Source organism: Kitasatospora sp. NPDC094019, assembly GCF_044764505.1.
GTDB lineage: Bacteria > Actinomycetota > Actinomycetes > Streptomycetales > Streptomycetaceae > Kitasatospora.
In genome coordinates this window covers 268,854-293,466 of the sequence record NZ_JBIWIF010000010.1, presented here as the reverse complement: position 1 = coordinate 293,466, position 24,613 = coordinate 268,854, and the positions used below count along the sequence as shown (strand labels likewise).

General features: G+C 74.8%; 22 protein-coding genes and 1 riboswitch. Of the genes, 12 read left to right on the top strand and 10 right to left on the bottom strand.

Annotated features, from left to right (window positions below; translation table 11 throughout):
- The first annotated feature begins 395 nt into the window (after positions 1 to 395).
- Positions 396 to 1,088, top strand: coding sequence for a phosphatidylserine decarboxylase (locus ACIQ9P_RS23915; RefSeq protein WP_030398303.1), 693 nt, complete (start codon positions 396 to 398; stop codon positions 1,086 to 1,088).
- Entirely contained in the window at positions 1,075 to 1,953 is an 879-nt protein-coding gene (locus ACIQ9P_RS23910) for a CDP-alcohol phosphatidyltransferase family protein (RefSeq protein ID WP_030305816.1), read from the top strand. Before ACIQ9P_RS23915 ends, ACIQ9P_RS23910 begins: the two co-directional genes overlap by 14 nt.
- A gap of 92 nt (positions 1,954 to 2,045) precedes the next feature.
- On the opposite strand, the gene ACIQ9P_RS23905 is transcribed toward ACIQ9P_RS23910, so the two are convergent.
- The 3 genes from ACIQ9P_RS23905 to ACIQ9P_RS23895 form a co-directional block, all read right to left on the bottom strand.
- Positions 2,046 to 3,482 carry a hypothetical protein gene (locus ACIQ9P_RS23905; protein ID WP_234326088.1) on the bottom strand — a complete coding sequence of 479 codons (1,437 nt, stop codon included), beginning with the start codon at positions 3,480 to 3,482 and terminating at the stop codon, positions 2,046 to 2,048.
- 394 nt (positions 3,483 to 3,876) lie between these two features.
- The gene (locus ACIQ9P_RS23900; RefSeq protein ID WP_402359563.1) at positions 3,877 to 4,992 is read right to left on the bottom strand and encodes an alpha/beta hydrolase family protein; all 1,116 of its coding nucleotides are present in this window, start codon (positions 4,990 to 4,992) and stop codon (positions 3,877 to 3,879) included.
- 168 nt (positions 4,993 to 5,160) lie between these two features.
- On the bottom strand, positions 5,161 to 5,907 hold the full coding sequence (locus tag ACIQ9P_RS23895; protein WP_402359560.1) for a helix-turn-helix domain-containing protein: 747 nt from the start codon (positions 5,905 to 5,907) through the stop codon (positions 5,161 to 5,163).
- A 249-nt stretch (positions 5,908 to 6,156) separates the two neighbouring features.
- Positions 6,157 to 6,356: riboswitch (cobalamin riboswitch) on the top strand.
- A gap of 138 nt (positions 6,357 to 6,494) precedes the next feature.
- Here ACIQ9P_RS23895 and ACIQ9P_RS23890 point away from each other — a divergent pair.
- The 8 genes from ACIQ9P_RS23890 (at position 6,495) to ACIQ9P_RS23855 (ending at position 16,691) form a co-directional block, all read left to right on the top strand.
- Positions 6,495 to 7,466 carry a cobalamin biosynthesis protein gene (locus tag ACIQ9P_RS23890; protein WP_402359557.1) on the top strand — a complete coding sequence of 324 codons (972 nt, stop codon included), beginning with the start codon at positions 6,495 to 6,497 and terminating at the stop codon, positions 7,464 to 7,466.
- Complete coding sequence (locus tag ACIQ9P_RS23885; protein ID WP_402359555.1) at positions 7,463 to 8,977, top strand: cobyric acid synthase; 1,515 nt, start codon at positions 7,463 to 7,465, stop codon at positions 8,975 to 8,977. The genes ACIQ9P_RS23890 and ACIQ9P_RS23885 overlap by 4 nt, the downstream gene beginning before the upstream one ends.
- Complete coding sequence (locus ACIQ9P_RS23880; RefSeq protein WP_402359552.1) at positions 8,974 to 11,127, top strand: putative cobaltochelatase; 2,154 nt, start codon at positions 8,974 to 8,976, stop codon at positions 11,125 to 11,127. Before ACIQ9P_RS23885 ends, ACIQ9P_RS23880 begins: the two co-directional genes overlap by 4 nt.
- A gap of 6 nt (positions 11,128 to 11,133) precedes the next feature.
- Complete coding sequence (gene cobO / locus ACIQ9P_RS23875; protein WP_402359549.1) at positions 11,134 to 11,739, top strand: cob(I)yrinic acid a,c-diamide adenosyltransferase; 606 nt, start codon at positions 11,134 to 11,136, stop codon at positions 11,737 to 11,739.
- Positions 11,740 to 11,802: 63 nt separating this feature from the next.
- Positions 11,803 to 13,212 (top strand): cobyrinate a,c-diamide synthase, encoded by a 1,410-nt coding sequence (locus ACIQ9P_RS23870; RefSeq protein ID WP_402359546.1) that lies wholly within the window; start codon positions 11,803 to 11,805, stop codon positions 13,210 to 13,212.
- A 237-nt stretch (positions 13,213 to 13,449) separates the two neighbouring features.
- Positions 13,450 to 14,955: a M6 family metalloprotease domain-containing protein gene (locus ACIQ9P_RS23865; protein ID WP_402359543.1), complete on the top strand. Its 1,506-nt coding sequence runs from the start codon at positions 13,450 to 13,452 to the stop codon at positions 14,953 to 14,955.
- 261 nt (positions 14,956 to 15,216) lie between these two features.
- On the top strand, positions 15,217 to 15,780 hold the full coding sequence (locus ACIQ9P_RS23860) for a hypothetical protein (RefSeq protein ID WP_402359540.1): 564 nt from the start codon (positions 15,217 to 15,219) through the stop codon (positions 15,778 to 15,780).
- Positions 15,781 to 15,821: 41 nt separating this feature from the next.
- A complete protein-coding gene (locus tag ACIQ9P_RS23855) occupies positions 15,822 to 16,691 on the top strand; it encodes a TIR domain-containing protein (RefSeq protein ID WP_402359538.1) in 870 nt (289 codons plus the stop codon).
- Between the two features lie 15 nt (positions 16,692 to 16,706).
- Here ACIQ9P_RS23855 and ACIQ9P_RS23850 read toward each other — a convergent pair whose 3' ends face one another.
- From ACIQ9P_RS23850 to ACIQ9P_RS23825, 6 genes are all read right to left on the bottom strand, one after another.
- On the bottom strand, positions 16,707 to 17,588 hold the full coding sequence (locus tag ACIQ9P_RS23850) for a hypothetical protein (protein WP_402359536.1): 882 nt from the start codon (positions 17,586 to 17,588) through the stop codon (positions 16,707 to 16,709).
- 113 nt (positions 17,589 to 17,701) lie between these two features.
- Positions 17,702 to 18,961 carry a sensor histidine kinase gene (locus tag ACIQ9P_RS23845; RefSeq protein WP_402359533.1) on the bottom strand — a complete coding sequence of 420 codons (1,260 nt, stop codon included), beginning with the start codon at positions 18,959 to 18,961 and terminating at the stop codon, positions 17,702 to 17,704.
- Positions 18,958 to 19,791, bottom strand: coding sequence for a response regulator (locus tag ACIQ9P_RS23840; RefSeq protein ID WP_402359530.1), 834 nt, complete (start codon positions 19,789 to 19,791; stop codon positions 18,958 to 18,960). The genes ACIQ9P_RS23845 and ACIQ9P_RS23840 overlap by 4 nt, the downstream gene beginning before the upstream one ends.
- Positions 19,788 to 20,696, bottom strand: a complete 909-nt coding sequence (locus tag ACIQ9P_RS23835) for a hypothetical protein (RefSeq protein WP_402359527.1) — start codon at positions 20,694 to 20,696, stop codon at positions 19,788 to 19,790. The genes ACIQ9P_RS23840 and ACIQ9P_RS23835 overlap by 4 nt, the downstream gene beginning before the upstream one ends.
- A 147-nt stretch (positions 20,697 to 20,843) precedes the next feature.
- A complete protein-coding gene (locus ACIQ9P_RS23830; protein ID WP_402359524.1) occupies positions 20,844 to 21,689 on the bottom strand; it encodes a class F sortase in 846 nt (281 codons plus the stop codon).
- A complete protein-coding gene (locus ACIQ9P_RS23825) occupies positions 21,676 to 22,206 on the bottom strand; it encodes a hypothetical protein (RefSeq protein ID WP_402359521.1) in 531 nt (176 codons plus the stop codon). Before ACIQ9P_RS23825 ends, ACIQ9P_RS23830 begins: the two co-directional genes overlap by 14 nt.
- A gap of 223 nt (positions 22,207 to 22,429) precedes the next feature.
- On the opposite strand from ACIQ9P_RS23825, the gene ACIQ9P_RS23820 reads away from it, so the two are divergent.
- Positions 22,430 to 23,035, top strand: a complete 606-nt coding sequence (locus ACIQ9P_RS23820; RefSeq protein ID WP_402359518.1) for a GNAT family N-acetyltransferase — start codon at positions 22,430 to 22,432, stop codon at positions 23,033 to 23,035.
- Between the two features lie 57 nt (positions 23,036 to 23,092).
- Here ACIQ9P_RS23820 and ACIQ9P_RS23815 read toward each other — a convergent pair whose 3' ends face one another.
- Positions 23,093 to 23,455 (bottom strand): ArsR/SmtB family transcription factor, encoded by a 363-nt coding sequence (locus tag ACIQ9P_RS23815; RefSeq protein ID WP_402359515.1) that lies wholly within the window; start codon positions 23,453 to 23,455, stop codon positions 23,093 to 23,095.
- Between the two features lie 113 nt (positions 23,456 to 23,568).
- On the opposite strand from ACIQ9P_RS23815, the gene ACIQ9P_RS23810 reads away from it, so the two are divergent.
- Positions 23,569 to 24,564 (top strand): zinc-binding alcohol dehydrogenase family protein, encoded by a 996-nt coding sequence (locus tag ACIQ9P_RS23810; RefSeq protein ID WP_402359513.1) that lies wholly within the window; start codon positions 23,569 to 23,571, stop codon positions 24,562 to 24,564.
- Positions 24,565 to 24,613: the final 49 nt, after the last annotated feature.

The following is a 24,613-nucleotide window of genomic DNA, read 5'->3' as shown; positions in this document are numbered from 1 at the left end:
GCGCCGTGCCCCGCCCCGACGGCCTGGTCCGCCCCGGGGCCGGCACGGCCGCTCCGGGGCGGCCGCAGGGCGTACAGCTGCTGTCACGCGCCCCGCGGCCGCTCCGGCCCACCGTCGCGCGCCCTCGACGGGCAGTTCCGCAGGGCCGACCGGGCAGGGTTGAGACAAGAGTCACCAGCTTCGCCCGGTCCCTTGGGAACCGGACCGGGGCGAGCTACGGTCGTATACAAGGAGACGCGTCGGCGCCTCCCGCAGGTCACATGAACGAGCAGGCGGGTTGCCCACCCACCGTGTGCTCCCGATAGCATCCACCGGGACAGCAGACGTCCCTCTATTACCCGATCCCGCGGTGGCCCCCGTCCAGCGGCCATGATCCCCCGCGACAAAGGTCTTCGATGCCCATCAGCCCGTCCCCTCACACCTCCGTCACGGACCGCGATGCCCTCGCCGCCACGACGGCCGGTCGGCGACCCCGCGTGACCATCGCGCGCGGAGCCACCCCCTGGTTCGTCCCCACCCTCGCCACGGCCGCCGTGACCACCGCGCTCACCCGGCGCAGCGGCAAGTGGGCCCTGGCTGCGGTACCCGCCTGTGCGCTCGGCGCCGGCATGCTGTGGTTCTTCCGCGACCCCGAGCGTGAGATCGGCACGGGCAGAGTGATCTCCCCCGCCGACGGCGTGGTCCAGAGCATCGACGCGTGGCCGGACGGCCGGACCCGCGTGGCGATCTTCATGAGCCCGCTCAACGTCCACGTCAACCGGGCGCCCCTGCCCGGCACGGTGACCTCCGTCGAGCACGTGCCCGGTGGCTTCGTGCCCGCGTTCAACAAGGACAGCGACCAGAACGAGCGGGTCGTCTGGCACTTCGACACCGAGCTCGGCGACATCGAGATGGTCCAGATCGCGGGCGCCGTGGCGCGCCGCATCGTGCCGTACGTCGACGCCGGTACCAAGGTCGAGCAGGGCGAGCGGATCGGTCTGATCCGGTTCGGGTCCCGGGTCGACACCTACCTGCCGGCCGGCGTCGAGGTCGGCGTCGAGGTCGGCCAGAAGACCACCGCCGGGGTGACGCGCCTTGACCGTGACTGATCCTGAGACGATCGTCGGCCTGGACGACGAGGAAACGGCCCTGCGCCGTCGTCGCTGGGCCCGCGACCGCGAGCTGCGCGCGCCGCGCTCACCGCAGCACCTGTCCACCGCCGACTTCCTGACCCTGGGGAACGCCGTCTGCGGCTTCCTGGCGATCTACTCGATCACCACCGGGGTGCTGGTCCCGCACATCACCAACCCGGACGCCGCGCCGGACAAGCACAGCGCCGCCACCGCGGTGACGCTGCTGCTGATCGGCTCGATGTGCGACCTGTTCGACGGCCTGGTGGCGCGCAAGCTGCGCTCCTCCGCGCTCGGCGCCGAACTCGACAACCTGGCCGACCTGATCAGCTTCGGCATCGCGCCGGCCTACTTCGTCGCGGTCTGGGGCATGGTCTCGCCGGGATCCAACAGCCGGCTGTCGGCGCTGATCGCGCTGACGGTGCTGCTGGCGGTGGTGCTGCGGCTCGCCCGCTTCTCCGCCGTGAAGATGCGGCCCGGGGTGTTCCAGGGCATGCCCTGCCCGATGGGCGCGATGACGGTGATCGCCATCGTGCTGCTCGACCCGCCGTTCCTGCCCGGTCTGCTCGCCATCTTCGGCGCCGCGTACCTCATGGTCAGCCGGATCGAGTACCCGAAGCCGCAGGGTCTGCTGGCCACCGCCACGCTGTGCTGGATCGTGGTCTCGATCGGCTGCCTGGCGGCCTGGGCGACCGGTCTGCCGGGCGGCGACAACCTGATGCACATCGGCGCGTTCGCGCAGATCGCGCTCGCCGCGATGGCGCCGCTGCTGGTGATCCGCCGCAAGGTGGGGCAGAAGGTCGGCGACGTGCGGGCCCGCCGCGCGGAGTCGCGGATCGGCTGACGAACGCCGCAGGACATGCGGAAGGGCCCGGCTCCCCTCGGGGAGCCGGGCCCTTCCGCATGTCCGCGTGCCGTGCGCGCGGGACCGCTCGCTCAGGCGCCGCCGCGGTGGACGCTGAACGCCGAGCGGCGGGCCGCCCGGGCCACCGCCGGATCCGGGTGGACGCCGGAGACGGCCGTCAGCACCGAGGCCGCCCGCGGGTGCCCGGACTGCCGGGCCCGGGCGAACAGCCGCACCGGGTCGCCGGCCGAGGCGCCCTCGACGTGGCCCACCAGAAGTTCCGTTTCCCCGTGGTCCAGCACGGCCGCGGCGGTGTCCACCCAGAGCCAGGCGGCGTCCTCCGCGCCCAGCACATCGGCCGGGGAGACCCCCTCGTCCGAGCGCTCGGCCAGCCACAGCAGCGCGTAGGGGCGCAGCACCGGCTCGTCGACGGCGGCCCGCACGGCCTGCTCGGCGGTGGATCCGGCCACTCGCAGCGCCTCGAAGGCCAGGCCGCGCACCAGCGCGTCCTCGCCCTGTGCGGCCTCCAGCAGCTCGGCCACCGCCCGGTCGGCGGGGCGGGCGGCCAGCCAGGCCCGGTACTCGGCCCGGGCCGGGCCGGGCGAGTAGTCGGCGCAGGCGCTGAGCAGTTCCATCGCGCTCTGCTCGATGTGGCCGGCGGCGGTCTGCGCGACGGTGCAGATCTCCTCCAGCTTGGCCCGCACCGCCCAGTGCCCGAGCGGGGAGAGCTCGGCCGCGTTGTCCTCGCGGACCAGGGCGCCGACGGCGGCCAGACCGTCGAGCATCCAGTCCAGGACGGCGGCGACGTCGGCGGGCGAGGCCGGGGTGTCGATCTGCGGTTCGCGGCAGGTGCCGCGGACGGCGGAGACGGCGGAGGCCGCGTGCGGGACGGGCGAGAGGCCGAAGGCGCCCTCGCCGCCGCCGACCCGGCGCTCGTCCAGGCCGCGCCGGAGCAGCTCCAGCAGCTCGATGTCGGCGACCGGGCCGTCCACCAGGTGCAGGAACGAGAGCAGTTGGGGTGCCTGGTCGACGGCCTGTCCGGCGAGGACGGCGAACACGCCGCGCAGGGCGGCGGGCGGCACCGGGGCGAGCAGGGTCCAGGCGTCGAACAGGGTCGACCAGCCGCGGATCACCGCCTCGTCGTCGTGCTCCCAGGCGTGCAGGCGCCAGCCGGGGACGGCGCCGCCGTCCCGGGGCTCGACCAGGCCGACCAGCAGGGCCTGGCCCCACGCCTTGGCGGCGGCGCCCACCGTCATGGCGAGGGCGCGGCCGGCGGCGCGGGCGTCGTCGGGGAGCAGTTCGCCGCGCTTGTCGACCTCGTCGAGGTCGCCGGCCCAGCGGGCGATCCGGACGGCGTCGACCAGCATCCGGCGGGCCAGCGGGGCCAGCTCGGCGGGAGCGGGGAAGCCCTCCGGTACGGGGACCCGGCCGCGGCCGGGGGCGGGGGCGGGGCCTCGTCGGCGGGGTACGCCCTGGCTCCCCGGCCTCGCGCCGGCGGGGCGGTGGGCCGTTCCGGGGAGACGGGTCACCGTCGCACCGGAACCGATCGTCGGCGGGAGCGGGGCATCACGGTCGCGCGGATTCCGAGACGTCACGTCGAGCAGTCTTCCCCTTGTACCGGCCTTCTGTCACATCCGGTTGTCCGGGCGGGGCGGGGCGGGGGTGCGGGAGGATCGACAAGATCGGGCAACAGAGCCCAAACCGACTGGCTTGATCTTTGTGGCGGGTGCATGCCAGGTCGGACGGGTGGGCGGGGCCGGTGGTCCGGGCGGGGTCCCGGTCGGCCCGCGCGCCGACCGCCGCCCGTCGGCCGCTCCCCCGGCTCCCCGGCCCCGCGCGCCCCGGACGGGGCCGGGGGCGGGCGGGGCCGGGCGGCGGGACCGGGGGCGGGACCCCGGGGCCGGGCGGCCGGGGAACGGCGGCTCAGCAGAAGGGCGTGAGCCAGCGGCGCAGGGTCTCGGCGTAGCGGTCGGGGTCGGTGTTCCACAGCGCGGCGTGGTCACCGCCGGGGAACGCCTGGAGGTTCACCAGCGACGGACGGCGCGCGGCCAGCCGCTCCGCGGCCCGGAACGGCGCCACCGGGTCGTCGGGTCCGTGCAGCACCAGGGTGGGCACCCGCAGGTCGGTACCGTCGGCGAGGCGGGCGAAGTCGGCCAGATCCACGCCGGTGCGGCCCTCGGCCGCCAGCGCGCCGAGTTCGGCGGCCGCGCCCCGGTACCCGGCCCTGGCCGCGTCCCGGCGGGCGGTGGCCGGCCAGTCCAGCACCGGGGAGTCCAGGACCAGGCTGCTGATCGAGGAGGCGAAGTCGGAGCGCGCGGCGGCCTGCAGCGCCATCGTGGCGCCGAGGGACCAGCCGTAGAGGATCACCCGGCCCGCGCCGCCGTCCAGGGCGAGCCGGATCGCCGCCTCGACGTCCCGCCACTCCGTCTCGCCGAAGTGGCCCAGGCCGTCCGGGGAGACCGGCGCGCCCGCGTCGCCCCGGTAGCTGACCGCCAGCGCGGGCAGGCCGAGCCGGTGCAGCACCGGGAGGGCGGGCAGGACCTGGCTCCGGTCGGCGTCCGGGCCGTGCACCAGGATCACCCAGGTACCGCGCTTGCCGTCGAGCCACCAGGCGGGCAGCGCGCCGAGCTCGCCCTCGACGGCGGTCTCGCCGAAGGTCAGACCGAGCGCCTCGGCCGGGTCGCCGAGGTACACCCGGGGGGTGAAGCGGACCTCGGTGCCGGGGGCGAGGGTGCCCCGGTCGGCCCGGGTCAGCCGGCGGGTGACGCCCCGTTCGTCGCGGTGCAGGACCTCCTCGACGACGGCGTGCCCGTCCTCCCCCCACTCGACCGCCCAGCGGCCGGGGCGCTCGCTCGCCGCGCTCCGGGTGAAGGTGATCCGCCCGGCGCCCAGGCTCTGCACCACCACCGGACCGGTCCGCTCCCGGGCGGCCCCGGCCGGGCGGACCATCCGCTCCGAGGCCCGGCGGCCGATGACCAGGACGGCGGCCCCGGTACCGACCGCGGCGGCGGCCACGGTGGCCGCGATTCCCCAACGCATACTCGCTCCCCGCTGCTCGGTTCTGGGCCTACCGGTGTCCGGACCCACGTCACCGCCCAGTCCACCGGCCGGAGCCCGGCCGGGCCAGCAGGACACGGCCGTACGGGTTGCCACGTGAGGAAGGTCGCACCGGACCGTCGGAACGAGAGTGCCAGAACCGACGGGGGATCACACGGGGATCGCGGGCTCCCGTCCGGCGAGCAGGGCCCAGAAACGCTCGACCGGCGGGACCTCGGCGGCGGACGGCCCGCCCGGGCCCCCGGCCGGCCCCCAGCCGCCGGACCCCCAGTGGGCGGGCACCTGCCGCTCGTCCTGGAGCACCGGCAGGACGGCGTCGAGGTCCGCCCGGTCCACCGGCACGATCCGGCCGATCGCGCCGGCCTGCGGCTGCCAGCGACCGTCGACGCAGCGCCGCAGCCGCCGCTCCAGCTCCGCGCCGCGGCCGGTCGCCGCGACCAGCTCCCGGAGCGTCAGGCCCAGTACGTGCGCGAGCGCGGCGGTCGGGCCCGCGTCGCCGTCCCAGCGCCCGGTGGCCTCGGCCCGCCGGTACTCCCCGGCCGGGACGCCGATCCGGCGGGCCGCGCCGTCCGGGGTCAGCTCGCGGGCGAGCCGGAAGTCCCGCAGGCTCTCCGGGCGGACGCCCATCAGCTGCTCGGGCGGGCACCAGAGCGCCCGGGCCAGGGCGAGGAACTCCTCCTCGCCGGGCGGCGGCCCGCCGTGCTCCCAGCCGATCACGTGGGCCGGCAGCAGCCGGACGCCGTGCGCGGCCATCCCCTCGGCGACCTGCTCCGGGGTCAGGCCGAGGGCGGCGCGGTGGGCGCGGGCGGCGGCGGGCGAGAACGGCACCGGGGGCGGCGGGGCGGAGGGGGCGGACCGGACCGGACGCGGGAAGAGGTGGGGGCGCTGGGGTCGCATGGGTCCCGACGGTAGGCGCGGCGCCGGGTGGCGCCCCAGCCGACGAACGCACGAAGCGGGGCGGGCGCGCCGCCCGGCGGCGGTGGAGGATCGCACAGCGGGGCGCGGTCCGGCGGCGGGCGGCCTCGGAGGTAGCGACGGGGAACGGCGGGCCGCCGGGCGTCGGGAGCGTCCGGCGCCGCGGCCCCGGAGGGGGTCGGCGGGAGGGCACCGGCGTGTGACCAACCCCTCCGCGACCTCGGTTGACTCCCCCTTCGGGCCCGTGATGGGATCCTTCAGCCATTACGGAGGCAAGCAGAGGAAGCCGGTGCGAGTCCGGCGCGGTCCCGCCACTGTCACCGGGGAGCACGACCGGAGTTCAGCCACGGAGGGCCGTCAGCGGCCGCCGGAAGGCCCGGAAGCGCGTCCGACCCGGGAGCCAGGAGACTCTCGCCCCCGGTACGTCGATCCAGGGCGCGGACCCTGAGTGAGGACACGCACGCGATGCAGGCTGCCCCGCCGGGCCGGGACCTCTCCCCGGCCCCGACCCCGACCCCACCGCAGGCCGCGCCGCGCACCTCGTCACGCGCCTCGTCGCGCACCTCGTCGTGCGCCCGCTGACCCGGGCCGCCGCGTTCGGCGCGGGCGCCGTCGCCGGGTACCTGGCCGACGCCCGGTTCGGCGATCCGCGCCGCGGCCACCCGGTGGCCGGCTTCGGCAGCGCGGCCGGCCGGGCCGAACGGCTGCTGTGGCGCGACGACCGCGCCGCCGGCACCGTCTTCACCGCGCTCTGCGTGGGCACCGTCGCGGCCGGGGCGGTGGCCGCCGACCGGCTGCTGGGCCGCCACCCGCTCGGCCGGGCCGCCCTCGCCGCCGCCGCGACCTGGACGGTGCTCGGCGGCACCTCGCTGACCCGGGAGGCCCGCACCGTCGGCCGCGCGCTGACGGCCGGTGACCTGACGGCGGCCCGGGAGCGGCTGCCGCACCTGTGCGGGCGCGACCCGAGCGCCCTGGACGAGCGGCAGCTGGCCCGCGCGGTGGTCGAGTCGGTGGCCGAGAACACCGCCGACGCCGTGGTCAACGCCCTGGTCTGGGGCGCACTGGCCGGCACCCCGGGGCTGCTGGCGTTCCGCGCCGTGAACACCCTGGACGCGATGGTCGGCCACCGTTCCCCGCGCTACGCCCGGTTCGGCTGGGCCTCGGCCCGGCTGGACGACGTGGCGGGCTGGCCGGGCGCCCGGCTGACCGCGCTGCTGACGGTGGCCGCCGCGCCCGAACCGCGCACCGCCTGGCGGGTCTGGCGGCGGGACGGCTCCGCGCACCCCAGCCCCAACGCCGGCCAGGCCGAGTCGGCCTTCGCCGGCGCGGTCGGCGTCCGGCTCGGCGGGACGCTCCGGTACGGCGAGCGCACCGAGCACCGGCCGGTCCTCGGCGAGGGCCTGCGGCCGGTCGGGGTGGACGACATCGAGCGGGCCTGCGTGCTGTCGCGGCGGGTGGGCGCGCTGGCCCTGGGTACGACCGTCGCCGGGCACCTGCTGCTGCGGGCGGCGCTGAACAGGAAGCGGAGGTACCGGGCATGAGCAAGGCACTGCTGGTCGCCGGGACGACCTCGGACGCCGGCAAGAGCGTGGTCACGGCGGGCATCTGCCGCTGGCTGGCGCGCCAGGGCGTCGCGGTCGCGCCGTTCAAGGCGCAGAACATGTCGCTGAACTCCTTCGTCACCGCCGACGGCGCCGAGATCGGCCGCGCCCAGGCGATGCAGGCGCAGGCCGCCCGGGTCGAGCCGGAGGCGGCGATGAACCCGGTGCTGCTCAAGCCCGGCGGGGACGGCCGCAGCCAGGTGGTGCTGCTGGGCCGCCCGGTCGCCGAGGTCGGCGCGCTGGACTACCGCGAGCGCAAGCCGCTGCTGCTGGAGCGGGCCCTGGAGTGCCTGGCGGACCTGCGCGGCCGGTTCGACGTGGTGGTCTGCGAGGGCGCCGGCTCGCCCGCCGAGATCAACCTGCGGGACCGGGACATCGCCAACATGGGCCTGGCCACCGCGGCCGGCCTGCCGGTCGTCGTGGTCGGGGACATCGACCGCGGCGGCGTGTTCGCGGCGATGTACGGGACGCTGGCGCTGCTGTCGGCGGAGGACCAGCGGCACGTGGCCGGCTGGTTCGTCAACAAGTTCCGCGGCGACGCCCGGCTGCTGGCCCCCGGGCTGGAGATGCTGCGGGAGCTGACCGGGCGTCCGGTGCTCGGCACCCTGCCGATGCTGCCGGACCTGTGGCTGGACGCCGAGGACTCGCTCGACCTGTCCACCGTCGTCGACCGGACCGCCGCGCGCGGCCCGCTGGGCGCCGAGGTGCTGCGGGTCGCGGTGCTCCGCTTCCCCCGGCTGTCCAACTTCACCGACCTGGACGCGCTCGCCCAGGAGCCCGGCGTGCTGGTCCGCTGGGCCACCCGGCCGGAGGAGCTGGCCGACGCCGACCTGGTGGTGCTGCCCGGCACCCGGGCCACCGTCGCCGACCTCGGCTGGCTGCGCGAGCGCGGCTTCGAACCGGTGCTGAGGGCCCGGGCGGCGGCCGGACTGCCGCTCCTGGGCGTCTGCGGCGGCTACCAGATGCTGGCCCGCACGATCGTGGACGAGGTCGAGTCGAAGGCGGGTGCGGTGGACGGCCTCGGGCTGCTGCCGACCCACGTCCGGTTCGGCCCGGAGAAGGTGCTCGGACGGCCCGTCGGCGAGGCGTTCGGGGAACGGGTCGAGGGCTACGAGATCCACCACGGCATCGTCGCCGTGGAGGGCGGCGAACCGTTCCTGGACGGGTGCCGGGCGGGTTCCGTCCTCGGCACCACCTGGCACGGCGCGCTGGAGAACGACGGCTTCCGGCGCGCGCTGCTGCGCGAGGTCGCGGCGGCGGCCGGCCGGGCGTTCGTCCCCGCGCCGGACGTCTCCTTCGCCGACGCGCGGGAGGCCCGGCTCGACCGGCTGGGCGAGCTGATCGAGGAACACGCCGACACCGACGCGCTGTGGAAGCTGATCGAGGGCGGGGTGCCGGCGGCCGGATCGCTGCCGTTCCTTCCGCCCGGAGCCCCTGGGGAGCATGCATGAGTGACGTCCGATACCCGTTCACCGCGATCGTCGGCATGGCCGACCTGCGGCTCGGCCTGCTGCTGAACGCGGTCTCCCCGGCGGTCGGCGGGGTGCTGGTGCGCGGCGAGAAGGGCACCGCCAAGTCGACCATGGTGCGCGCGCTGGCCGGGCTGCTGCCCTCCATCGCGACCGTCGACGGCTGCCGCTTCGCCTGCGACCCGGCCGCCCCGGACCCGCAGTGCCCGGACGGCGCGCACGGCGGCGCCCCGGCGTCCGAGCGCCCGGCCGAGCTGGTCGAGCTGCCGGTCGGCGTCTCCGAGGACCGGATCGTCGGCTCGCTCGACCTCGAACGCGCGCTGTCCGAGGGCGTCAAGGCGTACGAGCCGGGGCTGCTGGCCCGGGCGCACCGCGGCGTGCTCTACATCGACGAGGTCAACCTGCTCCAGGACCACGTGGTGGACCTGCTGCTGGACGCCGCCGCGATGGGCCGCTCGTACGTGGAGCGCGAGGGCGTGTCGGTGCGGCACGCGGCGCGGTTCCTGCTGGTCGGCACGATGAACCCGGAGGAGGGCGAGCTGCGGCCGCAGTTGCTCGACCGGTTCGGCCTGACCGTGGAGATCGCCGCCACCCGGGAACCGGTGGAGCGCGCCGAGGTGGTCCGCCGCCGGCTCTCCTACGACGCCGACCCGGCCGCCTTCGCCGACCGCTTCGCCACCGACGAGCGGGCGCTCGCCGACCGGATCACCGCCGCCCGCGAGCTGCTGCCGCGGGTGGAACTGACCGACGCGGCCCTGCGGCAGATCACCGCCGTCTGCGCGGCGTTCGAGGTGGACGGGCTGCGCGCGGACATCGTGATGGCCCGGGCCGCCGTCGCCCTGGCCGCCTGGGCGGGCCGCACCGAGGTGCTGGCCGAGGACGTCCGCAAGGCCGCCCAGCTCGCGCTGCCGCACCGGCGGCGGCGCAACCCCTTCGACGCCCCCGGGCTGGACGAGGACCAGCTGGACCAGGTGCTGGAGGAGCACGCCGAGCCCGAGCCCGAGCAGCCGCTGCCGCCGCAGGAGCCCGAGGAGGACCCGGACCCGGAGGGCGGCCCCGACGGCCCCGAGGGTGACGGCCCGCAGGACGGCGGTCCCGACGGCGGCGGTGGCGGCGCGCCCGAGCCGTCCGGCCAGGACGGCCCCGACGGCCCGCCCGCCGAGGCGGCGGACGCCCCGGCCCCGGACGACGCCCCCGCCCCGCAGCCGGTCCCGCTCCAGCAGCCGTCCCCCGCCCGGGAGACGGCCCCGGTCGCGGCCGGCGACCCGTACCGCACCCGGCTGTTCGCCGTCGACGGCACCGGGCGCGGCGCCCAGGGCCGCCGCTCCCCCGCCGAGACCGACAGCGGCCACACCATCAGGGCCCGCCGCCCGCGCGGCCGCCTCGCCCGGCTGCACCTGAGCGCCACCCTGCGCGCCGCCGCCCCGCACCAGCTGGCGCGCGGCCGGTCCTCGCGGTCCCTGGTCCTGCACAAGGACGACTTCCGCGAGCAGGTGCGCCAGGGACGGGAGTCCAACCTGGTGCTGTTCGTGGTGGACGCCTCCGGCTCGATGGCGGCCCGGCAGCGGATGACCGCCGTCAAGGGCGCCGTGTTGTCGCTGCTGATGGACGCCTACCAGCGCCGGGACAAGATCGGCATGATCACCTTCCGGGGCGCGGGCGCCGAGCTGGCGCTGCCGCCCACCTCCTCGGTGGAGGTGGGGGCGGCCCGGCTGGAGTCGCTGCCGACCGGCGGCCGCACCCCGCTGGCGGCCGGACTGCTGCGGGCGCACGAGGTGCTGCGGGTCGAGCGGCTGCGCGACCCGGACCGCCGCCCGCTGCTGGTCGTGGTGACCGACGGCCGGGCCACCGGCGCGCGGGACGCCGTCGCCCAGTCGCACCGGGCGGCCGGGCTGCTGGCCGGGCAGGGCGTGGCGAGCGTGGTGCTGGACTGCGAGTCGGGCCCGGTCCGGCTCGGCCTGGCCCGCACCCTGGCCGACCGGCTGCGCGCCACCGCCGTGACCCTGGACGAGCTGCGCGCCGACGGCGTCGCCTCGCTCGTCCGCGACAGCCGCGGCGGCGGCCGCGGTGAGTACCGTCCGACCGCCTCCGCTTCTGCCCCTGCTTCTCCTGCTTCGCGAAAGGCGGCCTGAGCCGACATGCCCAAGGGTGTCCCCGAGAGCGTCCCCGACGACGGCCTGACGACCCGTCAGCGTCGTACCCAGCCGATCACCGCCGTGCACACCGGGCCCGGCAAGGGCAAGTCCACCGCCGCGTTCGGCATGGCCCTGCGAGCCTGGAACCAGGGCTGGTCGGTCGGGGTGTTCCAGTTCGTGAAGTCCGCCAAGTGGAAGGTCGGCGAGGAGAACGCGCTGCGCGTGCTCGGCGCCTCCGGCGAGGGCGGCACCGTCGACTGGCACAAGATGGGCTCCGGCTGGTCCTGGATCCAGCGCACCGGCGAGATGGAGCTGGACAGCGAGGCGGCGGCCAAGGAGGGCTGGGAGCAGGTCAAGCGCGACCTCGCCGCCGAGACCTACCGCTTCTACGTGCTGGACGAGTTCACCTACCCGATGCACTGGGGCTGGATCGACCCGGCAGAGGTGGTGGCCGTGCTGAACGACCGCCCGGGAAGCCAGCACGTCGTCATCACCGGCCGGTACGCGCCGGAGCTGCTGACCGGAGCGGCCGACCTTGTCACCGAGATGACCAAGGTCAAGCACCCGATGGACGCCGGCCGCAAGGGCCAGCGCGGCATCGAGTGGTAGCGCGCCGGGCCCGTCGGGCCCGCCGAGCGTCCCGGTAGTACCAGCGAGAGAAGCAGCAGCACCGTGAACATCCCCCGTCTCGTCGTCGCGGCGCCCTCCTCGGGCGCCGGCAAGACCACGATCGCCACCGGCCTGATCGCCGCGCTCGCCGCCCGCGGGCTGGCGGTCTCGCCGCACAAGGTCGGCCCGGACTACATCGACCCGGGCTACCACGGCCTGGCCGCCGGCCGGCCGGGCCGCAACCTGGACGCGTTCATGTGCGGGCCGGAGCGGATCGCGCCGCTCTTCCTGCACGGCGCGGCCGGGGCGGACGTGGCGGTGGTCGAGGGCGTGATGGGGCTGTTCGACGGCGCGTCCGGGCGTGGCGAACTCGCCTCCACCGCCCATGTGTCGAAGCTGCTGCGGGCGCCGGTGGTGCTGGTGGTGGACGCCTCCTCGCAGTCCCGGTCGGTGGCGGCGCTGGTGCACGGCTTCGCCTCCTGGGACCCGGAGGTGCGGCTGGCCGGGGTGATCCTCAACCGGGTCGCCTCCGACCGGCACGAGCTACTGCTGCGCGAGGCCCTGGAGGAGGGCTCCGGGGTGCCGGTGCTGGGCTCCGTGCGGCGTTCGGCGGCCGTCGCCACGCCGTCCCGGCACCTGGGGCTGATCCCGGCCGCGGAGCGTTCGGCGGAGGCCCTGCGGGCGGTGGCCGACATGGGCGCGCTGGTCGCCGCCTCGGTGGACCTGGACGCGGTGCTGGCGCTGGCCCGCACCGCGCCGCCGCTGGCCGCCGAACCGTGGGACCCGGCCCGCGAGGTGGCCCGGCTCGACACCGCGGCCGGTGCGGCCCGGCCGAGGATCGCGGTGGCCGGCGGCGCGGCGTTCTCCTTCTCGTACGCCGAGAACACCGAGCTGCTGACCGCCGCCGGTGCCGAGGTGGTGCCCTTCGACCCGCTGCACGCCGACGCCCTGCCGGAGGGCACGGCGGGCCTGGTGATCGGCGGCGGCTTCCCCGAGCTGTACGTCCGGGAACTCAGCGCGAACGGGCAACTGCGGTCGGCGATCGCCGCGTTCGCCGCCTCGGGCGGACCGGTCTCGGCCGAGTGCGCCGGACTGCTCTACCTCGGGCGGGAACTGGACGGCCTGCCGATGTGCGGGGTGCTGGACACCTCGGCCCGGATGACGGAGCGGCTGACGCTCGGGTACCGGGAGGCGGTCGCGCTGCACGACTCGGTGCTGGCGCCGACCGGCACCCGGGTGCGCGGGCACGAGTTCCACCGCACGGTCTGCGAGCCGGGCGCCGGCGAACGGCCCGCCTGGGGCTGGCGGCTGCCGGACGGGCCGCGCACCGAGGGCTTCGCGGGAGCAGCGGGAGCGGCGGGAGCGGCGGGAGCGGTGAACATTCACGCTTCGTATCTGCATCTGCACTGGGCGGGATCCCCGCAGCTCGCCGCCTCCTTCACCGCGGCGGCCGCCGCGCACCGGGCCGGCTGAGCGGGCCGACGGCGGATCCGACGGCCCTCCGGGTCTGGTGCTTTGGCCGCCCGGAGCGTCAGAATGGTGGCAAACAACCGCATATCGCCCTTTTCACAACCGGTACCGGCCAGACCCGACCGCCTTTCGGCGAGCCGACCGATTGCCGGCGACCGCCTACTCGACGGGGCGCCGAACACGCCCCCGCGGCGCCGCACACGCCCCGGCGGGGTGCACAGGCTCGAAGGAGCCGTCACCATGCGTCACACCTTAACCACCCTGCATCGCCACCCCACCCCCGTCGACCTCCCGCACGGCCTCCCCCACGACCGTCCGCATCCGTGCCCTGTCCCGCTGTCACCGACCGCGCTGGACGAGCTGTATGACGAGTACCAGGACCTGATCGGGTCCCGGCGCCTCCCGGACGGCATCTCCTTCGCCCAGTACTACCGCGTGCTGCGCTCCCAGTGGCGCGGCGAGAACGTCGTCGGCCTCGACGACGGCGCCCTCCGCCCCGGTCCGCGCGGCGACGCCCAGCTCATCGACCACCCGTCGGAGAAGCTCAAGGGAGTCGTCCCCACCAAGGTGCTCCTGGTGGACTTCCCCGACCGGCCGCACGACTCCTCCCACACCGTCGAGCACTTCGAACAGTTGCTGTTCAGCTCCGGAACGTTCCCGACCGGCTCGATGCGCGACTACTACCGCGGCGTCAGCGGCTTCGACCCCGCCGCTCCCGCCGACGGCGGCATCGACGTCCAGGGCGAGGTGCACGGCTGGTTCCGGCTGCCGAACCCACTCTCCTTCTACGCCAACCACATGTCCGGCCAGGACACCCACGTCCCGCACCGGAACGAGGTGGGCATGGCGGCCGACGCCGTGAAGCTCGCCCTCCAGCAGGGCGTGAAGTTCCCCGAGGAGCTCGACGTACTGGGCGAGGGCGCCGTCACCGCCCTGTTCGTCGTCCACGCCGGCCCCGGCGCCGAGGCCGTCCCGAAGGTCGAGCGGCCGGACGCCCTGTGGAGCGCCAAGTGGGCCTTCAGCCCCGGCTTCCCGACCGATTCGACCCTGACGATCCCCACCTTCCTCACCGTCCCCGAGGACTGCCGGGTCGGCGTCTGCTGCCACGAGTGGGGTCATCTGGCGGGCCGCTGGGCCGACTTCTACGACACCGGGGACCCGAGGGTGGAGGCCATCTCCAACGGCCTCGGCGACTACTGCCTGATGGCCTCCGGCTCCTGGGGCGGCCCGGACCGGGCGCACGCCGGTGACCGGCCGGTGTACCCGAACGGCATGCTCCGGATGTTCCACGACTGGACCAGGCCGCAGAAGATCACCAGCACCACCAAGGACGTCGTACTGCGCCCCGTCTCCGAGGGCGGCGACATCCTGCTCGTCCGCGGCCCGCGGATGGGCCCCGAACAGTACCTCGTGGTCGAGTACCGCCGGCAGAGCGGCCAGGACGCGTTCCTCCCGGACCAGGGCATCGCCGTCTACGTGGTGGACGAGTCCGTCGACAACGTCAACGACGAGAACCGCCTGGCCATCGAGCTGATGCAGGCCGACGGCCGCCGCGACCTGGCGGACGCGATCGTGCCCAACCGCGGCGACGCGGACGACCTCTACCCGTCCCTCGGCAACAACCTCCTCGGCGAGCACAGCACTCCGGCGCTGAACGAACCGGGCGGCGCCTGGAGCGGCGTCACCATCGAGGTCGCCGGCACCCCGGGCGACGACCGCATGGAGGTGAGTGTCACCGTGGAGTGAGCGTCACCGTCGAGTGACCCACCCCGTCCCGCCGGGGGCACGGCCCGCGACCGGCCCCGGAGCGCGCGGCGGCACCGCCGGTGGCTCCGGCGGGGCCGCCTCCTCGGACAACATCCCGATGCCCGGACACCCGGACTCCGCAAGCGAATTCGATAATTTTGTATGCGGATACTCCGTAGACCTACGAGCTTTCGCCGGAGAGTGGAAATGCCCCGGCGCGCCGTGCTTCAATACCGCACAAGCGGCGCCCTGGGGAGTCCGATGAACGCAGCGATGGTAACGGCCTGCGCCGGTGCCGTGATCGCCGTCCTGGCCCACTGGCTGAACCATCACGGAGAGACCCGCAGGTCTCGGCAACAAGCCCGAACCGACCGGGTCAGTAACCAGATCAAGGAGTTCTACGCCCCTCTTCTCGTACTGGCCGAGACCAACGAGAAGGCATGGGCCGAGTACCGCCGCCGATTCATGCCGCACCCCGGTCCGGAGCTGTGCGGTCGTCCGCTGCCGGAGCCGGACGAAGCGCGGTGGCGCACCTGGGTGGAGACCGTGTTCGCCCCGAACGCCCGGAAGATGCGGGAGATCATCACCGCACGGGGCGACCTGATCATCGGGGACGAGATGCCGACCGTCGTCCTCGACTTCTGCGCGCACGCCGCGACTTACGACGTCCTATTGTCCGACTGGGACGGCGCGGGCCCGGACAAGTCCGTCCTGATCCGCCACCCCGGCAGCCCGTTCCTCTTGTACGTCCGCGAGTCGCACGGCTCCCTCAAGGAGGAGCAGGCACTGCTGCTCAACACCGGGCGCGGCTGCGACCGGACCTGACCGCAATGGGCAGCGCATCGAACACTACGAGGGGAGACCCGATGAAACTGTTCCTGAGCTGGTCCGGGCAGCGCGCCAGGATGACTGCGGAGGCATTGCGATCCTGGTTGCCGGACGTCCTCCAGCACGTCGACCCCTGGCTCTCCAGCCAGGACATCGCCGTCGGCGGCAGGGCAACACAGGAGATCGCCACGAAGCTCTCCGAGGCGAACTTCGGGATCATCTGCACGACTCCGGAGAACCAGGGGTCCCCTTGGCTCAACTACGAGGCCGGAGCCGTTTCCAATCAGGTCGGGGGCTCTGTCGTGCCGTTCCTCATCGGTATGAGAGTCGCCGAACTCACCAGTCCGCTCAGCCAGTTCCAGGCCGTCCTCGGCGACAACGAGGACGAGGTACTGAAGTTCCTCGCCGACCTCAACAGCACCGCGGGTAGTCCGGCGATCCCCCGCGACCGGCTGGATCGCGCTTTCCGGAGAAGCTGGCCAGAATTCGAGAGCAGGATGCGCGACATTCACACGCTTCACCCGCAGAGTGGCTCCTCCGACGCCGTGGAGCGGTCAGAGGCCGACATGACCGAGGAGACCCTTCTCATCGTCCGCTCCCTCGACCACCGGCTGGCGGAACTCGAGAGGTCCGTACTTCAGGCCGAAGGGACATCCTTACGGCCGACACGAGAGGTCCGCCGGATCAGCGAGGAGAAGTTCATCGCCTCCTCGTTCGCCAAACTCGGCTGGGAGGTCGTTCGGTCCTCCTGGGAGGGCGCGCGCGTGATCATCGTCGCACAGAGTACGGGTGATTCCTCGACGCCGATCTACCGCGAATTCGCCGAGCGGATCGCCAAGTCCCTGGGCAGGGATGTGGTTGTGCGCGGGGAGTCAGGGACAGTGATCGTCCGCGGCAACCTTCCCTGACTCCCTGGCGCGGCGCTAACGCGTGAACCGCTCCTTGACAGGCGTCGGCATCTTCTCCTTCTTGCGCAGACGCCGGAGGACCAATTCGCTGTCCGCATCCGGACGGACCCAAGCGTTCCACGCTTTAATGTACATCGACAGCTGATCCCGCATGTCCAGCCTGCGCTTCGATCCCCGCCTGTGCGTTTCCTTCGGCACTTCCCTCAACACCAACCGCGCGTCGCCCGGGTCCAGGTTCGCCCCCGACTTAAGCCCGGTGGTCCAGTCGTCGATGTCCGCCGCCGGCGCGGCCTCCGTAGTCAGGAAGTAGCCCACCGCCAGGGCCGTCTGACTTGCGAAGATATGCTTGGCCAACTCACGGCCAACGGACACAGCCACCCGGTAGCTGTCCACATCCGCCTTGTACTCGGCAAGGATGCGGTCGTTCGACATCCTGGATCGAACACCGACCCAGGGCTCGTTCGGCATCGTCCTGAAAAGCAGTACGTGGCGGATAGTGGAGGACAGCAGAGTCAAATACTTCTCGCCTGTCGACGACAGTGCGTCGGCTGCACTCCGGCGCTTGACGGTATCGAGAACTGGGAAAACATCCTCCGAGAGCCCTCCCCAGACAAACATCTCCACGGGAACGCCCGCCTCGACGATCGCGTGGAGGCGATGCTGGCCGTCGAGCAACCGACCGCTTCTGTCGAACCCGATTCCCTGGTGCGTCAGCTGCCACTCGCCGCGAAGGATCGCCTCCACCAAAGCCTGTACATGGCTCTTGTCCAGACGCCGGTTGACCGAATTTCGGGAAAGAAAGATCTCGGCAATCTCTGGCGTGACTTTGAGCTTCTGCGGAACGGCATCCTCATCCGGCTCTTCCGGATCCTCCGGCATGTCAATCGTAACTGTCATTTTCTAATACTAGAACCTCGACATTAGGAATACCTGCCGATGATCTATATTGATAATTTCTGATCGAGATAGATCATATTCAGATATCCGAAGCCTGACCCGCCGCCCGGTGGTCACGGGGGCGGGTCTTTGCCGGAATCGGGGCTGGCCGCTCCGACATCCGGGAGGTGGAGGGTGGCGACGGCGCCGCCGGTGGGGTGGTTGGTGAAGGTGAGGGTGGCGCCGATGACGCGGGTGTGGCCCTGGGCGATGGTGAGGCCGAGGCCGTGGCCGCGGCCGCGTTCGCGCACGCTGGTGCGGAAGCGCTGCGGGCCGTCGCGGAGCAGTTCGGCCGGGAAGCCGGGGCCGTGGTCGCGGACGGTGATCCGATGGGCGTCGACGTGCAGGTGGATGGCGCCGCCGCCGTGGCGGTCGGCGTTGAGGAGCAGGTTGCCGAGGATGCGGTCCAGGCGGCGCAGGTCGGTGCGGACCGAGGCGTCCGCCGCCATCTCCACCTCGACCTCCAGCCCGGTCAGCGCCACCGTGCGGCGCACCGCGCGTTCCAGCGGCACCGCAGAGAGGTCCGGCTGCTCGACGTCGGCGTCCAGCCGGGAGACCTCCAGGAGGTCCTCGACCAGGGCGCGCAGGGCCTGCACCCGGTTCTGCACCAGCTGGGTGGGCCGGCCGGGCGGCAGCAGTTCGGCGGCGGTGACCAGACCGGTCAGCGGGGTGCGCAGCTCGTGCGCGACGTCCGCGGTGAACCGCTGCTCGTCCTCCAGCCGGCGGTGCAGCTCCCGTGACATGAGGTCGACCGCCGCCGCCAGGTCGGCCACCTCGTCCCGCCCGTCGACGAGTTCGCCGATCCGGGTGTCGGTGCGGCCGGCGGCGATCCCCCGGGCGGCGGTCGCCGCCGTCCGCAGCCGGCGGCTGATCCGGTCCGCGACCAGCACCCCCGCCAGCACCGTGATGAAGACCGAGGCGACGACGGCGAGCAGGATGATCCGGTCCAGGTCGGCGATGGCCTGCCGGTCCTGGGTGAAGCCCACCCGGACGGACAGCACCTCGCCGCCGCTGCGGACCGGGGCCGCCGCCCACACCGACTCCCCCTCGGGGCCCGGGGCCAGCAGCGACCCGCGCCGCCCCTCGGCGGCCAGGGCGCGCAGCCGGGCCGGCAGCGCCGGATCGTCCACGGCGGCCTGCCGACGGCCGCCGCCGGTGAGTTCCTCGTTGCGCTCGAAGGAACCGAGCGCCGCGTCCAGGGCGGTGAGCGCGGAGCCCCGGGCCTGGTCGACGTGCTGGCGGACCATCGCCTGGTGGACCAGCAGCCCGACGGCCACCGCGACCAGGACGGAGATGGCGGCGACGGCGGTGGCGATCTGGCGGCGCAGGGTCATTCGGCCCGCCTGAGCTTGTAGCCGAAGCCGCGGACGGTCTCGATCCGGCCGCCGCCGATCTTGGCGCGCAGCCGCTGGACGTGGACGTCGACCACGCGGGTGTCGGCGCCCCACTCGTAGTCCCAGACGCGTTCCAGCAGGACGGCGCGCTCCAGCACGATGCCGGGGGCGGCCGTGAACTCCAGCAGCAGGCGCAGTTCGGTCGGGGTGAGCGGGACGAGGGTGCCGTGGACCCGGACCTCCATGGAGTCGGTGTCGACCTCCAGGCCGTCGAAGCTGCGGACCGGGGTGCGGGGGGCCGGGGGTGCGGGCGTCAGCGGTGCGGGCGTGAGGGCTTCGGACGTGAGGGTTCCGGGGGCGGGGACGGGGGCGGGAGCAGGGGCGGGGACGGCCGCGGGGACCGGAGCGGCCGCAGGCTCGGGCACGGCCCCGGGCTCGGCCGGGACGACGCGGACGCGGCGCAGCACCGTGCGGATCCGCGCCACCAGCACGGCGCTCTCGAACGGCTTGACCACGTAGTCGTCCGCTCCCGCCTCCAGCCCGGACACCACGTCCACCGGATCCGTGCGGGCCGACATCATCAGGATCGGCAGCTGGCTCTCCTCCCGGATCCGGCGGCACAGCCCGACCCCGTCGAGCAGCGGCAGCATCACGTCCAGCAGGACCAGGTCGGGCTTCACGGCGTGGAACATCTCCAGCCCCTCCAGGCCGTCGGCGGCCGTGGCGACCGGGAAGCCGTAACGTTCCAGCGCCATCCTGGTCGCCTCCCGGATCACCTCGTCGTCCTCGACGATCAGGATGCTGGGGTGGCCGGCGGCCGTGGGGCTCATGGCTTCGTCTCCGGGAGCGGCGTGGCGGTGGGCGGGGCCGGGCGGGCGGGGGTGGGCTGCGGCTGCTTGCCGACCGCCGCGTCCGGGACGGAGGTCGCGACGCCGGAGGGCCGGGACGGGGGCGCGGTCTTGAGCGAGACGTCCCCGCTGCCCGCGCTGGGGCGGGGCGCGGGCGGCTTCTCCACCACCGGCTTCTCGACGGCCGACGACGTCGGCTCGGGCTCCGGGGTCGGCCCGATGCCCTCCACCTTCTGGTCGGCCAGGACCAGCCGCACGCCGTCCCAGCGGTAGAGGCGGCCGGTCCGGAAGGAGCCCGTCGGCTCGTACAGCCAGAGGTCGGTGCCGACGGTCTCGGCGCCGAACACCTTCAGCAGGGAGACCCGGTGGATCGGCAGCAGCCGGTCGCCGGAGGCGGTGTAGACGTGCAGCACGACGGTGTCGGCGAGGCCGACCGCGAGCAGCAGCTCGGGCCGTCCGTCCCCGGTGAGGTCGCGGTACTCGGGGGCGCGCAACTCGCAGCCCGCGCAGGGTTCGAGGACCCGCCGTTCGTCCTGGGTGACGCCGGGGTCCTTGGCCACCAGGGCCCGGACGTCCACGGCGGTGATGTCCTGCCCGGGGACGGTGAGGTCGGGGACCGGTTGCGGCGGCGGCTCCGGGCTGCGGCTCCCGGTGGGCTCCTGCGGCGTCGGCGACGGGGCGGTGGGCGCACCCGGCCAGAGCGGCACGCGGGCCGGGGAGGGCGTGACGGGGGTGACCGCGCCGTGGTCGCGCAGTTCGCCGGGAGCGGCGCAGCCGACCGGGAGCGCGAGGGCTGCGAGGAGGACGGGGAGCACGGGGAGCAGGCGGGCCGCGCGGGGCCCGACGGCGGTGCGACGGGCGGCGGTACGGCGGGGGGCGGTGCTCATCGTCCGGGGCCCTCTCTGGTCCTGTGCGCTGTGCGTGTTCGGCGCGTTCTCGGCGCGTGTTCGGCGCGTTCTCGGCGCGTGTTCGGCGCGCCCCGGCCGACGTGGCGGGCGCCCGGCGGGGACACCACCGGGCGCCGTTCGGCCCCGTCAGCCTACGGGCGCCGCCGGATCGGCCAGGACGACGATGTTGTCCGTCCAGTGGCCGTCGGCCCCGATCCGGCCGCCACAGGTGATCAGACGCAGTTCGGGCCCCTTCGTGTTGCCGTACACGGCGTCGGTGGGGAAGGCGCCCTTCGAGATCTGGAGCAGGCTCCGGACCGTGAAGTCCACCCTGCCGCCGTCCTCCCGGGTGATCCGGATCAGGTCGCCCGGCTTCAGCTTCGGCACCTTGTGGAACACCGCCGGGCCGTGCGCGGTGTCGTAGTGCCCGATCAGGACGGCGGGCCCGGTCTCGCCCGGCGTGGGGCCGTTGCGGTACCAGCCGACCTCGTCGGCGCGGTCTGCGGTCGGCACCTCGACCGTGCCGTCGGCGTTCAGGCCGAGGCCGGTGACGGGGGCGTCGACGCCGGCCGCGGGGATCAGCAGCCGGGTCGGCTTCGAGGCCGCCAGCGGGCGGGGGGCGGTGCCGGCGGCGGAGGCACCGCCGGCGGAAGCAGTGCCGGCGGAGGTGGCGCCGGTCCCCGTCGTGGAGGCGGGCGCCGCCGGTGCGGTGGCGTCGGGAGCCTGTCGGGCCGAGGTCTCCACCCGGACCACCGGCGGCTCCGCGCGGCCGGAGACCGCCACGGTCGCACCGATCGCCAGGCAGAGCAGTCCGGCCGCGCCGAAGACACTCCGGTTCAGCCCCGTCCCGCGTCCGGCGCGCCGCCCGTGGCGACCGTGCTGCGAACTGTCCCGGGCCCGGCGGCCCCGCGTCGCCCGCGCCCCGTCGCCGCCGTCCGGAGCGGCGGCGACGGGGTGCGGGGAGGACCCGGGAGCGTTGTCAGCCCCGCGCACCGGAACGCCGGCGCAGCACGGCGAAGCCCAGCGCACCGGCGCCGACGGCGGCGACGGCGCCGCCGCCGATCAGCTTGAGGCCGGAGGAGTCTCCGGCCCCGGAGCCGTCGCCGGCCTGGGCGGCGCCCTTGGGCACCTCACGGACCTGCGGCTTGGCGTCGGTGGGCGGCTGGGGCTTCGGCTGGACGCCCTCGGGCAGCGGGGTCGCCGTGGCGGTCTTCGCCTGCTCCTTCGCCTGCTCGGGCGTGAGCGGGGTCGGCTGGGCGGTCGCGGGCCGCGACGGGGTCTGGGGCGGCGCGACGGCGGGGCCGCCGCCGGCCCCGGCGGAGGGCGCGGCCGGCGCGGGGGCGACGGCGGAGGGGGCCTTCGGAGCCGCGGACGGCGCGCCGCCGTCGGCCCACGCCTGTCCGCCGGTGACGGTCGCCAGCAGGGCGGCGCCGGTCAGGGCGCAGACGGCCGTCAGCCGGGAGACGGCGGCCGACCGCCGGGCGCGGTTCGTGGTCGTACGCAGAGCCATGCGAGCTCTCCTTCATGGTGGTGACGCGGGCTCCGGCACCCTGTGGCCGGTGCGTCGGGACTGACGTTAGGAAGCCCGTGTCGCGGTCCCCGGCCGGTCGTGTCACAACGGCCCATCGGCTGCGTAACGGTCTCCCGGCGGTCCGGCGGGGGGATCGTGACACCCCTCCCGGCGACGGGAAATTCGCTGGTGGCGGCCGGTTCGGGCCTCGTAGCATCCACACGTGACGGACAGTGGGAACGCACCCGGGACCGAGGACGGCGTCGAGGCGGTGGACCGGGAGGTGTGCTGGCGGGGCCGCGGCGTCGGGTTGACGGTCGTCGACGTCGACGACGCCGAGCTGCTGCAGCGCTGGCGCTGCGACCCCGTGGCCGTGCACCGGATCGGCTACTGGCCGCGCGCCCTCTCCTCCCTGCGCGAGCGGGTGGAGCGCCAGCGGGACGACAACGACCGGGACGACTTCCTGGTCCTGCTCCCCGACGGCACGCCGATCGGCCACATCGCCCTCTTCGACCAGGACCTCGCCGACGGCACGGCGGAGATCTCGCTGCTGATGGACGAGCGGCACCGGGGCGGGGGCCACGGCTCGGCCGCGCTGGACGCCCTGGTCGACCTCGCCTTCGGCGAACTGCCCCTGCACCGCCTGCAGGCCGTCACCCACACCGACAACGCCCCGGCCCTCGCCGTCCTGGCCGGGGCGGGCTTCACCCCGGAGGGCGTGCGCCGCTCGGCCTGCCTGCACCGGGGCCGCCGGTACGACGCCGCGGTGCTGTCCCTGCTCCGGCCCGAGTGGGAGGCCCTGACCCGGCCCCGGTCCTGGGAGCTCTGACCGTCGCCGGGGCGTGCGGGGCGGACCGTCCCCGGGGCGTGGGGGTTTGACCCGTCCCTAGGCGGTGGGGGTCGGCTCCGCGGCCGGGGCGGCGGTGCGGGCGTGGGCGGCGAGGACGGTGTCCAGGAGTCCGGGGAACCGGTGCTCCAGGTCGGCCGCGCGGAGGGCGGAGAAGCGGCGGTTGGCCTCCTCGCGCTGGGTGATCAGGCCGGACTCGCGCAGCACCTTGAAGTGGTGGCTGAGGGTGGAGGGCGCGACGTCCACGGGGAAGGTGCCGCAGGCGCGTTCCGGTTCGGCGCGCAGCACCCGGACGATGGTCATCCGGGTGGGGTCGGCGAGCGCGCGCAGGATGTCGAGGAGGTCGATGTCCTCGGTCGCGGGGTGGGTGGGCGTCGGTCGGCGGCGGGTGTTGCGGGGCATGGTGGACCTCCCTGATCTGCGATGTTCGACATCTATCGAAACTGCGTGGTACCACTGTCCCGCGTTCAATTTCGTAGTTCGTCGAACATCGTAGTCGAGGGGGAACGACAGACATGCGCGCACTCGTGATGACCGCACCCGGCGGGGCCGCGAACTCGCTGGTCCAGGAGGTCGGGGAGCCCGAGCCCGGGCCCGGTCAGGTGACGGTCGACGTCGCCTACGCCGGACTGAACTTCGTCGACGTGATGACCCGCCGGGGCGACGCCGCGTACGCCACCGACTGGCCCCACCGGCCCGGCAAGGAGGTGTCCGGCACCGTCCGGGCGCTCGGCGAGGGTGTCACCGGGCTCGCCGTCGGCGACCGGGTGGTCGCCGCGCCCGTCGGTGCCGGACTCGCCGAGGCGGTGGTCGCCGAGGCGGCGCTCACCGTGCCGCTCCCCGACGCGGTGGGGCTGCGCGAGGCCGCCGCCGTCCCGCTGGGCCTGGCCACCGCGCTGCTGCTGCTGACCGACGCCGGCCACTTCACCGCCGGGGACACCGTCCTGGTGCACTCGGCCGGCGGCGGGATCGGCCACGCCCTCGCCCAGCTCGTCCCGTTGCTCGGCGGCGGCCGGCTGATCGGCACCGTCGGCCGCCCGGACAAGGCTTCCGCCGTGCTCGCCTCCGGCTACCGGCACGCCTTCGCCCGCGACGAGGACGACGAGAAGCTCGCGGAGGCCGTCCGGACCGCCACCGGCGGCCGGGGCGTGGACCTCGTGCTCGACCCGCTGGGCACCGAGACCCTGGACCTGGACCTCGCCGTGGCGGCACCCGGCGCGCGGATCGTCCTGTTCGGCAACGCGGGCGGCGGCGCCGTCGCCGACCTGCCCCCGCTCGCCCGGCTGATGGCGGGCAACCTGAGCGTCACGGGCTTCAGCCACCGCGGCCTCGCCGCCACGGCCCCCGACCGGCTCGCCCGCGCCGTCCGCCGGGTCGTCGGCCTGCTCGCCGACGGCGGACTGGAGCTGCCCGTGACGGAGTTGCCCGGCCTGGCCGCCGTCCCGGCCGCCCACGACGCGATGGAGGAGCGGCGGGCGACGGGCAAGTACGTGGTGCGGGTCGGCGGCTGAGCCGGGGACGGGGGCGGGCTTCGCGGCCCTGCGGCCCGGACCAGGTACG

Bases quoted from the DNA above. Each gene is read 5' to 3' on its own strand.
- ACIQ9P_RS23915 (WP_030398303.1), top strand. From the start codon at position 396: ATGCCCATCAGCCCGTCCCCTCACACCTCCGTCACGGACCGCGATGCC.
- ACIQ9P_RS23900 (WP_402359563.1), bottom strand. From the start codon at position 4,992: ATGCGTTGGGGAATCGCGGCCACCGTGGCCGCCGCCGCGGTCGGTACC.
- ACIQ9P_RS23895 (WP_402359560.1), bottom strand. From the start codon at position 5,907: ATGCGACCCCAGCGCCCCCACCTCTTCCCGCGTCCGGTCCGGTCCGCC.
- ACIQ9P_RS23885 (WP_402359555.1), top strand. From the start codon at position 7,463: ATGAGCAAGGCACTGCTGGTCGCCGGGACGACCTCGGACGCCGGCAAG.
- ACIQ9P_RS23880 (WP_402359552.1), top strand. From the start codon at position 8,974: ATGAGTGACGTCCGATACCCGTTCACCGCGATCGTCGGCATGGCCGAC.
- cobO (WP_402359549.1), top strand. From the start codon at position 11,134: ATGCCCAAGGGTGTCCCCGAGAGCGTCCCCGACGACGGCCTGACGACC.
- ACIQ9P_RS23865 (WP_402359543.1), top strand. From the start codon at position 13,450: ATGCGTCACACCTTAACCACCCTGCATCGCCACCCCACCCCCGTCGAC.
- ACIQ9P_RS23860 (WP_402359540.1), top strand. From the start codon at position 15,217: ATGAACGCAGCGATGGTAACGGCCTGCGCCGGTGCCGTGATCGCCGTC.
- ACIQ9P_RS23855 (WP_402359538.1), top strand. From the start codon at position 15,822: ATGAAACTGTTCCTGAGCTGGTCCGGGCAGCGCGCCAGGATGACTGCG.
- ACIQ9P_RS23850 (WP_402359536.1), bottom strand. From the start codon at position 17,588: ATGACAGTTACGATTGACATGCCGGAGGATCCGGAAGAGCCGGATGAG.
- ACIQ9P_RS23845 (WP_402359533.1), bottom strand. From the start codon at position 18,961: ATGACCCTGCGCCGCCAGATCGCCACCGCCGTCGCCGCCATCTCCGTC.
- ACIQ9P_RS23840 (WP_402359530.1), bottom strand. From the start codon at position 19,791: ATGAGCCCCACGGCCGCCGGCCACCCCAGCATCCTGATCGTCGAGGAC.
- ACIQ9P_RS23835 (WP_402359527.1), bottom strand. From the start codon at position 20,696: ATGAGCACCGCCCCCCGCCGTACCGCCGCCCGTCGCACCGCCGTCGGG.
- ACIQ9P_RS23825 (WP_402359521.1), bottom strand. From the start codon at position 22,206: ATGGCTCTGCGTACGACCACGAACCGCGCCCGGCGGTCGGCCGCCGTC.
- ACIQ9P_RS23815 (WP_402359515.1), bottom strand. From the start codon at position 23,455: ATGCCCCGCAACACCCGCCGCCGACCGACGCCCACCCACCCCGCGACC.
- ACIQ9P_RS23810 (WP_402359513.1), top strand. From the start codon at position 23,569: ATGCGCGCACTCGTGATGACCGCACCCGGCGGGGCCGCGAACTCGCTG.